The sequence below is a fragment of the Nocardia citri genome, assembly GCF_054065835.1.
Map to the genome: position 1 here is coordinate 16,307 of NZ_JBSUQM010000033.1, position 13,266 is coordinate 29,572.

General features: G+C 67.1%; 14 protein-coding genes. 10 read left to right on the forward strand and 4 right to left on the reverse strand.

Features of this window, described 5'->3' with window-relative positions:
* Positions 1-44: 44 nt before the first annotated feature.
* The 4 genes from ACW2Q0_RS28190 to ACW2Q0_RS28205 are packed head-to-tail and all read right to left on the reverse strand — an operon-like array spanning position 45 to position 2,039.
* Entirely contained in the window at positions 45-635 is a 591-nt protein-coding gene (locus tag ACW2Q0_RS28190) for a hypothetical protein (RefSeq protein WP_457193948.1), read from the reverse strand.
* Complete coding sequence (locus ACW2Q0_RS28195) at positions 636-1,175, reverse strand: hypothetical protein (protein ID WP_457193949.1); 540 nt, start codon at positions 1,173-1,175, stop codon at positions 636-638. It abuts the gene before it with no gap.
* A gap of 1 nt (position 1,176) precedes the next feature.
* Entirely contained in the window at positions 1,177-1,650 is a 474-nt protein-coding gene (locus ACW2Q0_RS28200; RefSeq protein WP_457193950.1) for an HK97 gp10 family phage protein, read from the reverse strand.
* Positions 1,650-2,039 (reverse strand): hypothetical protein, encoded by a 390-nt coding sequence (locus ACW2Q0_RS28205; protein WP_457193951.1) that lies wholly within the window; start codon positions 2,037-2,039, stop codon positions 1,650-1,652. The genes ACW2Q0_RS28200 and ACW2Q0_RS28205 overlap by 1 nt, the downstream gene beginning before the upstream one ends.
* 58 nt (positions 2,040-2,097) lie before the next feature.
* Here ACW2Q0_RS28205 and ACW2Q0_RS28210 point away from each other — a divergent pair, with 58 nt between their 5' ends.
* The 10 genes from ACW2Q0_RS28210 to ACW2Q0_RS28255 all read left to right on the forward strand — a co-directional run bounded on the left by ACW2Q0_RS28210 (position 2,098) and on the right by ACW2Q0_RS28255 (position 13,258).
* Positions 2,098-2,451 carry a hypothetical protein gene (locus ACW2Q0_RS28210; protein ID WP_457193952.1) on the forward strand — a complete coding sequence of 118 codons (354 nt, stop codon included), beginning with the start codon at positions 2,098-2,100 and terminating at the stop codon, positions 2,449-2,451.
* Positions 2,448-4,085, forward strand: coding sequence for a hypothetical protein (locus tag ACW2Q0_RS28215; protein WP_457193953.1), 1,638 nt, complete (start codon positions 2,448-2,450; stop codon positions 4,083-4,085). Before ACW2Q0_RS28210 ends, ACW2Q0_RS28215 begins: the two co-directional genes overlap by 4 nt.
* Positions 4,082-4,432: a hypothetical protein gene (locus ACW2Q0_RS28220; protein WP_457193954.1), complete on the forward strand. Its 351-nt coding sequence runs from the start codon at positions 4,082-4,084 to the stop codon at positions 4,430-4,432. The genes ACW2Q0_RS28215 and ACW2Q0_RS28220 overlap by 4 nt, the downstream gene beginning before the upstream one ends.
* Positions 4,416-7,247: a phage minor head protein gene (locus tag ACW2Q0_RS28225; protein ID WP_457193955.1), complete on the forward strand. Its 2,832-nt coding sequence runs from the start codon at positions 4,416-4,418 to the stop codon at positions 7,245-7,247. The genes ACW2Q0_RS28220 and ACW2Q0_RS28225 overlap by 17 nt, the downstream gene beginning before the upstream one ends.
* On the forward strand, positions 7,244-7,516 hold the full coding sequence (locus ACW2Q0_RS28230) for a hypothetical protein (protein WP_457193956.1): 273 nt from the start codon (positions 7,244-7,246) through the stop codon (positions 7,514-7,516). The genes ACW2Q0_RS28225 and ACW2Q0_RS28230 overlap by 4 nt, the downstream gene beginning before the upstream one ends.
* 65 nt (positions 7,517-7,581) lie before the next feature.
* Positions 7,582-9,387, forward strand: a complete 1,806-nt coding sequence (locus ACW2Q0_RS28235; RefSeq protein ID WP_457193957.1) for a 2'-5' RNA ligase family protein — start codon at positions 7,582-7,584, stop codon at positions 9,385-9,387.
* Between the two features lie 225 nt (positions 9,388-9,612).
* On the forward strand, positions 9,613-11,511 hold the full coding sequence (locus ACW2Q0_RS28240; RefSeq protein WP_457193958.1) for a major capsid protein: 1,899 nt from the start codon (positions 9,613-9,615) through the stop codon (positions 11,509-11,511).
* Between the two features lie 74 nt (positions 11,512-11,585).
* Positions 11,586-12,428, forward strand: coding sequence for a hypothetical protein (locus ACW2Q0_RS28245; RefSeq protein WP_457193959.1), 843 nt, complete (start codon positions 11,586-11,588; stop codon positions 12,426-12,428).
* A gap of 10 nt (positions 12,429-12,438) precedes the next feature.
* The gene (locus tag ACW2Q0_RS28250) at positions 12,439-12,840 is read left to right on the forward strand and encodes a hypothetical protein (protein WP_457193960.1); all 402 of its coding nucleotides are present in this window, start codon (positions 12,439-12,441) and stop codon (positions 12,838-12,840) included.
* Between the two features lie 7 nt (positions 12,841-12,847).
* On the forward strand, positions 12,848-13,258 hold the full coding sequence (locus tag ACW2Q0_RS28255; RefSeq protein ID WP_457193961.1) for a hypothetical protein: 411 nt from the start codon (positions 12,848-12,850) through the stop codon (positions 13,256-13,258).
* Positions 13,259-13,266 lie beyond the last annotated feature (8 nt).

The window sequence follows — 13,266 nt, forward strand, 5'->3', positions numbered from 1 at the left end:
CAGCCAGCAGCACTACATCGGTATCAGCGTATCGGTCGCGATGCTCAGGTGATGGTCAGCTCAGAATCCACCGGCGGCGCCTGCGGCTTCGGCGCTCCCGGGAGCCGTGCCATCGCGGCGAGGAACCCATCGGCCGCGGCCTGCTCACCGGCGGTGGTGTCGAACGCGCGCGCGGGTGGTTCCTCGAGCTGCGCCAGCCAGCGCCGCAAGTCCTCCGGTTTCCCGGAGTGCGAGCGGCGCAGCTGACCGAACGCGACATTCGTTGCGCGATCCGGCGCCATCGCGAGCAGATCGACACCGCGCGCGCCGAGTTCGGCGTCCATCTCCCGCCACATCCCGATCGTTTCGCGCCAGATTCGTTGCACCACCCAACGGGGCTGACCGAACAGGTTCTTGACGAGGGCATCGGCAATCTCGTCGAGAACCCGTTCGGTGATGCGAGTACCGCTGATGACTTCGGGCACCAGCCAGGCGACATCGGTGGTGTCGCGCATGGTGCCGACGATGATCCGCCAGCTGTATGCGGACAGGGTCATGCCCACGAGATCGCGGGTGCCGGGCATCGGGTCGGCCAGGTGCACGATCCGATCGTCGAGTTTCCATGCTTTGGCCGACGCCGCCCACACTGCCGACACTTACTGGCGCATATCGCGGGCGAGCTGGCGACGCTCTTCCCGGTTCAGGTCGGGGGAGAAATGGTTGATGACCGCATTGAGGACCTTGCTGAAGGTCTTGGTTCCGAACCGGTCCTTGCGGTCCATCATGCGGGTCTCGATGTACAGATACGACGTCTCATCGAGAACGTTGATCGCGAAGGTCTGCATGGCGTGGATGCGGTCGGCGACGGTGGATGCGCGCGACATCATCCCCATCATCATTCCCCACTGCTCTTTGGTGGGCCGCCACGCGATGATGGTGTGCCCGTCGACGGCTAACTCGAACATGTCCTCGTCGCTGTCGCCGCTGCCGCTGTCGCCGTCGTCGTCCTCGGAGCTGATCTGCAACTCGAGGGGGATCGATCGACCCGCGTCGTCGATAACCGGCGCGACCGGCTCGTCGGGTCCGTTGATCACCTCAAGCGCTTCGTCCACGCCTTCGCTGGGCAGCGGTTCGGTCGGCGTGCGCCGGGTGCGGGGAGTGGTCGACTTGGCGGCGGTGCGGGGACGAGGCGGCATATCAGGTTCCTGTCTGCTGGTTACGGATGACGTTGGATTCGCCGAAAACCTCGATCAAGGCGAGGGTGAGAAACGGGTATCCGGGCGAGCCCTTCACACTGCGCACGAAGATGAATTGGCGCGCGCCCCGGCGGTCGCGACCACCGTTGTTGCGCAGCGGACCGGTGATGTTCGGTTTGAATTTCAGCGCCTTCGCGGTCACCGGAACGATGCGTGTGTGATGCGGACCGAACAGGCCGGTGCCCTCGTGCCGATATCGCGCGTACTGCAGCGGGCTACCGACGCGGACGGTGACGCCGCCGCCGGGGTTCGCGGTGACCAGATGCGTAATGCTCGAACGCAATCGGCCTTCGGATACCGGGCATTGGTTGCGGGCGTGGTTGGCGATCTCGCGGCCGAGGCGGTCACCCCACTGCCCGGCAGCGGTCGCCATCACCGCGGCGATCCGATCGCGGTGGATCGTCGCTCCCGTCATCAGGGGTTCCGGGGTCGGCGACGCCGGCGGGTCGGGTCTTCCACGGCTTCGGTCGCGGTGCCCTGCGCCTGGTCAGCGGCGGTCGCTGCCTCGGTGGCCACGCCTTCGACCTGGGTTCCGTCCGGCAGGATTGCGGCGGTGTGCTCGTCCGAGGTGTCGGCGAAGGGGATCGGCAGGCCCGCCGCCGGGTCGGTGCCGACGTAGCCCGGTGTCGAGTATTCACTCGGCGACTCATCGCTAACACTGGGTGCCGAGCCTTCGACGACGGTGAGTCGCCCGTCCCGAATCAGATTCTCGACGAACCGATCGCGGGGCACCGTCCGTACCTCGCCAACAGACCAGTCCTGAAATGCCTGCTCAGCTCGCACCTGCACCGTCTCCTGCGCCATATAGCAGAGGATACAGTCACACTGTGTCTGTGATTATCCTCGCGGGAAGGTGCGCGCTGTGCTGACAATCGGAGTGTTCCTGCTGGCATTGGGTGCCACCGCGCGGCTGACGCGACTGATCACCGATGACTACATCGCACGGCACTTGCGGGCATGGGTCATTCGCCGCACCGGCTACAAGAGCAACTGGTCGTATCTGGTGACCTGCCCGTGGTGCATGAGCCCATGGATCGGCGCGATCGTGATCACCGCACATGAGGTCGCGCATTACCACGGCTGGGATCAATGGTGGACACTCCCAGCTGCGGTGCTGTCGATCTCGTGGATCGTGGGCACCGGCGCCGAATGGCTCGGCGGACCGGCGGTCGAGTCCGCCACCGAGCAGACCGCAACGGTCGAGGTCACGCAGTGAGGCGCGCACGCCGGCCGGACTCGACCGCCGCGCTGATCGCAGCCCAGCACGCCGCCGTCGTGCCGGTCCGGCGACAGGTGGTCACCGCGCCGCCGGGCGCGATCTTCGGTCAGTACAACCTCGACCAGGCCACCAAGCGGGATCCGTTGAGGCCGCCGCGTGTGCTGACCGCCGCCGCGCAGATCCTCGCCGGGCCGTCTGTCCCGTCGACCAGGGCGAAGGCGACCAAGCAGGCATGGCAACCCGAGTCGTGGGATCTGCGCGACGAGACCCCCGAATTCCGTTTCAGCGGTGACCGGATCGCGCGGTCGGTGTCGCTGATGCGGCCGATGATCGCCAAGGTCGAATCCCTCGGTGACGAGCCGACCGAGGTGGAGGACGGTACCGCCTACGAACTCGGTCAGCGGATGTTCTCCGATCCTGGCGCGACGCAGCAGCGGATGTTCCGAGCGGCACAGCATTACGTGTTCAACGGCGAGAGTCTGGGGATCGTCAGCGACGGCGAGGATGAACGGTTCGAGTGGGAGCCGTGCAGCGTCATGGAACTCACCCCGGCGGGCAAGTCGTGGACCTATAACGATGGACTCGATACCCGCCGTCTCGACCTCTCCGTTGAGCACGTGGTGCGTGGCTGGATTCCGCACCCGCGTCAGCGTGCGTGGGCGGACTCGGCGGCGCGCGCGATCCTGCCCGTTGCCCGCGAGCTGAAGGGCCTGACCGAGCATGTCTCGGCGCAGATCGATTCGCGTCTCGCTGGTGCCGGAATCCTGTTGTTGCCCAGCGAGATCGAGACCTTGTCCGGGCGCGGCGCCCCTGCGGGTGAGGACGGTGCGCCGCCGCTGGATCCGATCGTGTTGGACCTGATGGAGCACATGCTCACCCCGATCAAGGATCGGGCGAGCGCGGCGGCGCTGGTGCCGCTGATCCTCAAGGCCCCGGGCGAAATGCTGCAGAAGATTATTCATCTCAAGCTGTTCGAACCTTTGGACCCGAAGGCGCAGGAACTTCGCGCCGAGGCGATCCGGCGGATCGCGCTCGGCATGGATTCCCCGCCGGAGGTGCTGCTCGGGCTCGGCAGCGGCTCGAATCACTGGTCGGCGTGGGCGATCAGCGAGGAAGACGTCAAACTCGCCGTCGCGCCGGTCGCGGTGTTCATCCTGCACTCCCTCACCACGGGCTGGCTTCAACCGCTGCTCAAAGAGCAGGGCGTACCCGATTGGCACAAGTACCTCGTTTGGTACGACGCGAGTGCCTTGCGACTGCGGCCGGACCGCAGCGCGGACAGCCGCGAACTGTTCGACCGCGGTGCACTGTCGATCGAGGCGATGTTGCGTGAGAACGGTTTCGGTATCGCGGATCTGCCCGACGACAAGCAAAAAGAGATCATTCTCATCACGAGTCTGCTCAAGGGTGCACCCTCGTTGGCTCCGCTGCTGCTACCGCTACTCGGTATCAAGGTCGACGCGTCAGTGCTCAATCAGACTGCGCAGATCACCGACGCGACCACCGGCGACGCTCCCTCAGCAGGCGCGGCCCCGGCTGCCGACAAACCGGCTGAGGACGGTGGCGGGCAGCGCGAGTTACCCGATCCCCCGACCTCGACCACCCCACCCGAGTCGGAGCCCACGCCGTGACCGGGTCGCCGGATTGCCTGATGCTCGCCGTCGAGGTCGGTGTCCTGCGTGCGCTCGAGCTGGCAGGCAAACGCGCACTACGGGCATCGGGGCGCCCGCAACGTGGGCAGACGTGGACGGTCACGCCGTGGGAAGTGCACACCCACCGGCGTCTCGCGACCACACACCAGGAATGCGACCGGCTGCTGACCGGGGTGTGGGATCTGCTGACCACGGTGCTGCCGGATCAGCCGCGGATCGTGGAAGCCGCCGATTGGTATGTGCGGCAGCTGATCGTGGGTCAGCGGCTGCACAGTCCGGCGGATCTGCGGCAGGTGCTCGAGGTGGCGTGTGAGCCCGCGGTCTGACCCGCTGCTGCCGCAACGTTTGTCAGCGTTGGATCTGCAGCGACGCGTCGAGGCCGCACTGTTCCCCGCAGTCCTGGCGGCGGTCACGATCTGGCTGGACGCCGTGCGCGCGATCGTGCTGCACCAACCACCACCGCCAGCGGCGACCGATCTGATCGCGGCCCCGATCCGTGCGGCTGGTAATGAACCACGCCCGGATATCGAGGACATCACCGCGGCTACCCGGGTGTGGGGGCGCGCGGTCGCCGAGCACGTTGATCCGGTGTTGAGCGAGGCCTTCGGCGAGGCGTTCTTAGATGCCGCACGCAGGGCCGATATCTCCCCGCTGCCGTTCCAACTCGAATATCTCGAGCAGGTCCACGACCGACTGAAGATCTGGCCGGAAGGCGCGTTCGAAGAACTCAGGCCCGAGCTGCTGGAGATGCTGTCGGAGGGCATGGATTACGAGCAGATGACCGAGCGCATCGGCCGCATCCTCGATATCGACGCGCCTACTCGACGCATCCGGGCGGAGATCTCTGAGATCGATCGGCAGATCGCCGACGAGCAGACCACGGCCGCGGAGCGCAAGATGCTGCGGTCGCGGCGGCGCGCGCTGTGGGAGCAGCACGACGAGAGCTTGCTCGAATGGCAGTGGAAGGCGCGGCGCATCGCACGCACCGAGACCCACGGCGCGATCGAGGGCGGCGCGTTCGCTGCGGCGTGCGCGGTCGAGGCGGCCGGTGGGCAGGCCATGTACAAGGCGTGGTTGGCGACGATGGACGAGCGGGTGCGCGGTACCCACGCGGTCGCGGAGGGGCAGATCGTGCGCCTGCGGGAACCGTTTCGCGTCGGGCACGCCGAGTTGCAGCACCCTGGCGAGGCAGGTGGCCCGGCACATGAGGTCATAAATTGTCGATGCACGACTCGCTACATCCGCGCGGACGAGGTTCAGGCCGAGTTGCAGGGTCCGCGCGGGGGGCGGGGTGTAGCAGCGGGTGCGGCGCGCATGGGCCCCGACGATGTTGACGAGGCAGCGGCAGCGTTGGATCGTTGGCGGCGTCTCCAGCGGGGCGAGACGGTGGAGGACCCTGCTGACCAGGTCGTTGAGGACGAATCGGAGCCGCCGGAACCCGAACCGGAGCCGGAACCCGACCCCGACCCGTTTCCGGATGATGATCCGTTTCCGGACAACGATCCCGATAACGAACACGATGACCAGGAGGAAGAAGACCTCGACGACTCCCCCAACGACAACGAAGACGACCTCGGCGACGATCTCACCGACGACGATCTCACCGACGACGAGTCGGACTCCGATACCGACGACGATCCCGCCGACCTCGGTGACGAGTCCGACGAGGACACCGACCTCGACGACTCCCCAGAGGACGAACTCGACGATTGGGATGAGTTCTTCGCTGACGTCGACTCCAGCGACCCCGAGCCCGACGAGGAAGACACAGACCTCGAAGAACACACCGGCCCGATCCTGTCGCCGGCCACTCGCGACCAGATCGCCCGCGCGCAGCAATCCCTACCCGGGGACGCCGCCGGCTGGGATGCGGTCACCGCACCGACCGAGATACGCCCGCAGGAAACGCGGCTCGAACGGTGGATGTGGGAGAACGAACGCAACCTCGACACCATGCGCGACGAGCTGGCTGCGGTGCGCGCTGACCGTCGCCTGGCTGGTCTGCGCGACGCTTCTTCCGATGACCTGTGGTCCGAGGCGTATATGCGCCAGCGCAAGCAGGACGAGCTGGAGGCGAAGCTCTCGCGGGCCCGGTCGCCGCGCAGTATCGAGAAACTGACCCGCGATCTGGAGAAGGTGCGCAGCGAACGCGAACTGATCGAGCGCTATATGAACCTGTCCCTACAGGTGGAGCTGGCAACGAAGTCGTTGCAGGAGCGGCGCGACAACCCGCCGACCGAATCGTATTGGCAGCAGATCGAACCGCCGCTGACTGAGACCCGGTATCCCGTCGACAGTTTGGGCAAGCGGCTGCCGCCGCCCGAGCTGGAGGCGCACCTCGATTCGGTGATGGCGGTCGGCGCGGCCATGTGGCACGACATTGCAGCTGTGATGGATCGCGACCCGCAGCTGCGCGTGGCGCGGTCCAGTGGTGTGCGCCGTGACGTCGCGCGCCGTGAATCCGAGCTGGTCCATTCCGCGCTCGCTGAAGTCCGGGAGTTCGGCGGGCACCAACAGCGCGCTACCGCAGACCGGAAACCGGGCCGGGCCCGCGATCCGAAAGATCCTGTGCGCAAGGCGCCGCAGATGGTGTTCGATGATCTGCGCGCCGCCGAGGAATTCTTTCCCCGGAGCTGGCTCGAAGCCGCCGACCGGCGCGGCGAGTTGGAACTCGGGCTGGTCAAGCGGGCGTACTTCAGTGAGAAGTTCGGCAGCAACAATCGCGACCTGCTGTGCGGCAATGATCCCGACTCGTACATGGGTGACTACGATGGGGCGTTCTCGACGTATGAGCGTGAGGTGATGGCTCACGAATTGGGGCATCGCATGGAGATGGCGGTGCCGGGGTTGACCGCGCTGGAATTCGCGCTCGTGCGGCGGCGGGCAATGGTCGACGGTCGACTCGAACGACCGAGTGAGATCTATCGCGGCTCGGGCGAATACGCGCTCGCCGACAAGTGGAAGCGCGCGTACACAGGCAAAACCTACGACCGGCCCAGCGACAAGGACCCGGCGAAGATCGCGCACGAGGCGTTCCAGGTGGGTTTGCAGGATTTGTTCGGGCGTTCGAGCATGCGATTCGGAGACGATGACGGAGGCGATTTGACGATGTTCATGATCGCGTTGTTGGTACTGCTGTGAGCTGGACCGTTTACAGCCGAACGGACAGTACGCGGTGGCTGAACTGGAACGGTAAGGACTGGAAGGCCGACGCCGTGACCACGGAGCTGCTGCGCGCGCCGGGGTTCGCGTTCCCGCTGACCCCGACCGGGCCGGTGCAGCGCGGATATGGGCCGGGTGAATCCGAGCTGCTGGCCGCAGCCCTGTTCGCGATACCGGCCCCGTCTACGGCCGGGCCGATACCGGAATATCCGCGGATCCCGAAGCTCCCGGATGGTGCGGTCGGCTAGCTGGCCTGATCGCACGGCGATAATCATGGATACAGTTTGTCTGTTTCCACTGATTGGAGCCGCTGATGAGCGCGCCTGTCGTCGATGTCGAGCCGCCCACCGAGCAGCTGGCCGGACCCCCGCCGGGCTGGCGCGGTCCGATCCTGCCGGTCAACACCCGCTCCGGGGACGGACGGCTCGCGGTCCTCGTCGGCGAGGACGTGCCGCACCGAGCGCTGCCGCTACCACTCTCGGCACAAGACCAGCTCGCGGAAGGCCACGATGGCTCGGTAGTGGTCGGGCTGATCACGCGCGTGTGGTTGCAGGACGGCATCGTCTGGGGTGAAGGCTCGTTCGATCTGGCTGATCCGGCCGGGGTGCGGTGGGCCGAGCGCGTGGGGCGCGGTGTCGCCGGGTGGGTGTCGGTCGACATGTCCGATATCGCGGTCACGCAAGTGCCGCTCGACGCCAACGGCGAGGACGCCAGCGAGGCCCTGGCCGCCTACATCACCGACCCGGAACCGGGCACCGACCCGGTAGAGGACTGGCTGTATCAGTTCGACCGCTGGAAAGTGATGGGCGCGACGCTGGTCAGCTCACCGGCGTTCGAGGGCGCGAAGATCGAACCCGCCTACGACGTACCCGCGCTCACCGCCGCCGCCGAATCCGACGATGCTGAGACGCCGAGCGAGCACACCGGCGCGATGATCGCGCTCGTCCCCGCCGCCGAGGACGCCGCGCGCCTGGCGGTGGAGGGCGGCGAACCGGTAGACGAACTGCACTGCACTCTGGCCTACCTCGGCGAAGCGGCCGAGTGGAGCGACGAGCAGATAGACGCGGTCCGCGCGGCCGTCACCGAACTCGCCCCGTCCGGTCCGGTATTGGGCGAGGTGTGGGGTCACGCACTGTTCAACCCGAACAGCCCGGATAAGGATCCGTGCGCGGTGTACCTCGTCGGCGCGGACGGACTCTCGGACTTCCGGCAAGCAATCCTCGGCGCGTGCCTCGACAGTGGCCCGGTACCCGAGCAGCACGACGGATTCATCCCCCATGTGACGGGTGGGTATGGGTTGCCCGTCACGGATCTAACCGAGACCGGGCCAATCCGTTTCGATCGGATCAGGATCGCTTTCGCCGGCCAGTACGAGGACATCCCACTTGAACCCGTCACAGCCGCGCTCACCGCCGCCGCTGTCGTGTACGACCACCGTGATTTCGAGATCCCCGAACCCGACGAGCTGACCGCGATCACCGTCACCGACGACGGCCGCGTGTTCGGCCACCTCGCCGAGTGGGGTACCTGCCACATCGGATACGCGGATGTGTGCGTGTCCCCGCCGACCAGCGCGAGCGATTACGCCTACTACCACCAGGGCGAGATCCGCACCGACACCGGTCCTCTCGCGGTCGGAAAGATCACCCTCGGCACCGGGCACGCCTCGATGTATGCGTCTGCGCGCGCCGCTGCCGAGCACTACGACAACACCGGCACCGTCGTCGCCGTGGTCCGCTGCCGCGACGGCGCGAACGGGCCGTGGCTGTCCGGGCGCATCCTGCCCGGCGTCACCGACGAACGGGTGGATGAGCTGCGCCGGTCCGGGGTGTCCGGAGACTGGCGCGGCATCCGCCACGGATCGACAGCACTCGAACTCGTCGGTGTGCTCGCCGTGAACGTCCCTGGCTTCCCCGTGCCACGTACGCGCGCGCTCGCGGCGTCCGGAGTGCGGACTCTGGTCGCGGCCGGTGTCGTTCGCCGCGCGCACACACCGTCGCGGCGGATCGACCTCGATCAGGTGTTGCGCACTGGGCGTATCGCGCAGGCGGCCGGGCGGATGCGCACGGCACGCATCAACACGTTGGCCGCACGCATGGCGGCCGGGATGAAGGGATAGCGATGCGTCGGAACTGCAACTGCGGGCCGAAAAAGGTGCTGCATCAGGTCGTACACCCAGACGGGACGACAGTCACCTACCGCGACGAACCGAGCGCGCGCGCTGTCGCGGATCAGGTAGGCGGTACATATCAGGCCGTCGAGCTGTGACGGGATACAGTAGAGCCAAATAAGTGCTGCTGGCTGCGGGCCGGGCAACGAATCCGTTGCTCCCCCGGAGGCCGTGGTGGACATCAATCTCCAGAAGCTCATCGACGCCGCCAACGGTGCGGCCGAAGGCACGTCCGCCGAAGCGGTCGCGGCGTTGCTGGCCGAAGCCCCCGCCGATGTCGATGTAGCCGTTCTGCTCGACGAGGCACGCACAGCGTTCGACGCCCTCTACGGTGACGGCACCGGCACCTACACCGAGGAACAAGAGGCCGCGGCCGTCGCTCTCGCCGACGTGTCGGAAGGTCTGCGCGCCGAGGCCGGTCGCCGCGAGCAGGTCGCAGGTCAGCAGGCCGACCGTCTGCGTGCGCTGGCCGATCGCGTCAATCCCCCGGCGGCCGAGGCCATCGAGGAAGACACCGAAGGCGGCGAAGGCGAGGCCACCGAGGGTGGTGAAGGTACCGAGGGTGGCGAAGGCGGGGACGCCACCGGCGCAACCGAGGCCCCGGCCCTCGCCGATACCGCCGCCGCGGCCGATGCCGGTGCGGTGGCCGCCGACTCGGCACCGGCCACCACAGCGGAACCGGCGCTCGTAGCGTCCGCGCCCGCGCCGCGCCGTCGTCAGGTGCGACTCGCGGATATCACGCCGCGTCAGGCGCGTCGCCCCGACCCGGGACCGGCTGGTGTGGTGATCACCGCGGCCGCCGATGTCGATGGCTATTCCGCCGGTGCTCGGATGGAGACGCTGGTCGATGTCGCGCGTGCGGGCACCGGCAAGTTCGATGCGTTCCCGCGCTACGCCGAGGGCGCGCCGGTGCGGATGGCGAATGCGTTCGCGCGGTTCTCGGTGCCGTTCCCTGATGAGCTGGTTACCCGCACCCCGGCCGAGGACGACGCCGCGATCGATGCCGCGGTCGATCAGAAGCGGCTCACCGGTCAGTCGCTGGTCGCGGCCGGTGGCTGGTGCTCCCCCAGCGAGCGGCTGTATGAGATGTCGCCGATTCTGGCGGATGCGGACGCCGGTCTGGTCGATCTGCCCGAGGTGCAAAGCCCGCGTGGCGGTTTGATGTGGACCGAGGGTCCGGACTACACCACGATCTACAGCAACACCGGTTTCATTCAGACCGAGGCGCAGGCGATCGCGGGTAGCGGTTTCACGACGCCGATTGGTGGCACGGTGTCGGGTACCTCGAAGCCGACCTATCGCGTGCCGTGCCCGTCGAGTTGGGATGAGAAGCGGGCCGAGGCGATCGGTTTGCAGATCACCGGTGGCATCCTCCAGAACGATTCCTACTCGGAGTTGACCGAGGACGTGATCGCGCACGCGCTGATCGCGCATTCGCACCGGGTCAACGCACGCACGATCGCGCGCCAGGTCGCCGAGGCGGGTTCGGCGGTCACGATCAACCTCGGCCCGTCCGCGACACCGTCTGTGCTCAACAGTATCGATTGCCAGATCTCCGACATCCGGTACCTGAACCGCATGTCGGATTCGGCGACGCTCGAGGTGCAGTTGCCGTTGTGGCTCAAGCCGGTCATCCGCGCGGATCAGTCGGTGCGTACCGAGTCGAATGTGTCCGAGGCGTATGAGGTCACCGACCAGAAGATCGATGGCTGGTTCAAGGCCCGTAATGCGGTGCCGCACTGGGTGTACGACTGGCAGGACGCGTTCACCGGTGTATCGGGTGGGTTTGGTTCGGCGACCGCGAAGACGGCATGGCCGACCACGGTCGACATTCTCGTGTATATCGCGGGCACCTACCTGCGGTCGCGCGGTGATGTGATCACCATGTCGGCGGTGTACGACACCACCAACCTCGCCGCGAACGATGTGCTGCATCTGTTCGTGGAAGAGAAGTTGCTGGTGATCAAGCGCCGCTACAAGCCGCGTCTGCTGCGGATCGCGCTGTCGGCCAACGGTTCCACCGCGCTCGGCCAGGTGCTCGACGCCAACGGCAACGTCGTCGTTACCCCGTAACCCTCCGCCCCGGCCGCCGAACTGGGTTCGGCGGCCGGGGATTCCGGTTTTCCCACTGAGTCAGGAGGCTTCCGGTGGCTGCACCGCCGATGATCGTCCCAGCGCCCACCCAGACCCCGGCCCGGTTCGGGTTGCAGTCCGCGGCGGACATGCTCGCCGATTACGCCCCACACATGCGCCTCGGTGTCGCGTGGGAGCCGCCGCCGTGCGGGCCCGCACACGTCGACCCCGCGAAGTGCGGCGATGCCCCGACCGATCGTGACGCCAACCTGGTCGACGGTATCGGTCTCGACACCGCCGACCCGATCACGGTCTACGCCGGATTCACCTGCCGCAGTGTGGGTTTGACCGAACAGGATATCGAGGCCCGCGCTACTGCGGCGCTCGCGACCGAATGGGTCGCGGTCGAGCAGGCGGTGTGGGCCGATACGTACCTGCGGCTCATGCGAGACGAGGCCACCCCAGGCGCCGATGACCCGGTCAACACCCCAGTCCTCGCCGAAGACCCGGTCAATATCACCCGCGCTGTCGGTCTGCTCGAAGCATTCCTCGGTGCCAACTACGGCGGTATCGGTGTGATCCACGCACCGCGCGAGGTGGCCGCGCACGCCGCCACCGCACAGCTGGTCACCGAGTCCGCCGGTCGGCTGCTCACCCCGCTCGGTAACCGGTACGCGTTCGGCTCCGGCTACCCGAACACCGGCCCGGATGGCACCGCGGCCGCGGCTGGTACAGCGTGGCTGGTCGTGACCGGTGCCGTGAACTACCGGCGCAGCGTGGTCACCAGCCGTCGCAGCACCTCACCGCGCGAGTACTTCGATCCCGCCGACAACTCGGTCCGCCTGGTCGCCGAGCGCACATACCTCGTCAGCTGGGACGACTGTGTGCGCGCCGCGGTCCCGGTCACCCTTACCTAGGAGTTCCCAGATGCCCACCATCCTCGCTGTGAATGGCGACCTCGCTGAGATCGCGGGTCGTCTGCTCGCTGCTGCCGGTGATCAGCCCGATCGGGTGCAGATCGTGACCGGTGGCCGCTATCCGGGTGTCGCGGTGGATGACGAGCTGGCGCGCGCCGCCGGATTCCTCATCGACAAGCACGAGTCAGTCGAGGACCAGACCACCGAGGACGCGGACAGTTCTATGCCAGTAGTAAGTGACGAGCCGGCCGAAAACCCTGAATCGGATTCGGCCAGCAAGGTCGAGCAGGCCGTTACCGAACCGACCGCCGATGCTTCGGCCGAGGCCGAGCCCGCGCCGGAACCGGCCCCGGAGCCGGAGCCGAAGAAGGCACCGGCCAAACGCACCAGCTCGCGCAGCACCGCGAAGTGAGCCCACGGTGACGGTCATCTCGGATCGGTTCTCCGATATCAGTGAGCACGGCGACGCGCGCGCCGTGCAGATCTGGGCGCCGTTCATGCGCGACGAGATGACCGGCGAGTTCATCGTTACCCCTCAGCACGTGCATGTCGCGATCGCCTCGGATGGCACGTTCACCACCCCCGACTTGCTGCCGGGCCTCGCGCGGGTCCGGATCGCCGGTGTCGCCTACGACATCACGATCCCCGAATGGGAGACCCCGGTCCGGCTGGGTCCGCTGCTGGCCGCGGCGCTGCCCATCCCGCCGACCGACGAAGCGGTGGCGGTCCGCAACTACGGCGGTGTGTCCGGAATCCTGCGGCTAACGCTGGACGAGTACACAGCGCTGTCGGTCATCGATCCCGAAACCCTATACATCACAACGGATTAGGACTCGTC

Excerpts from the sequence above, each read along its gene's own strand:
- ACW2Q0_RS28195 (WP_457193949.1), bottom strand. The coding sequence starts at position 1,175 with ATGCCGCCTCGTCCCCGCACCGCCGCCAAGTCGACCACTCCCCGCACC.
- ACW2Q0_RS28200 (WP_457193950.1), bottom strand. The coding sequence starts at position 1,650 with ATGACGGGAGCGACGATCCACCGCGATCGGATCGCCGCGGTGATGGCG.
- ACW2Q0_RS28205 (WP_457193951.1), bottom strand. The coding sequence starts at position 2,039 with ATGGCGCAGGAGACGGTGCAGGTGCGAGCTGAGCAGGCATTTCAGGAC.
- ACW2Q0_RS28235 (WP_457193957.1), top strand. The coding sequence starts at position 7,582 with ATGAGCGCGCCTGTCGTCGATGTCGAGCCGCCCACCGAGCAGCTGGCC.
- ACW2Q0_RS28250 (WP_457193960.1), top strand. The coding sequence starts at position 12,439 with ATGCCCACCATCCTCGCTGTGAATGGCGACCTCGCTGAGATCGCGGGT.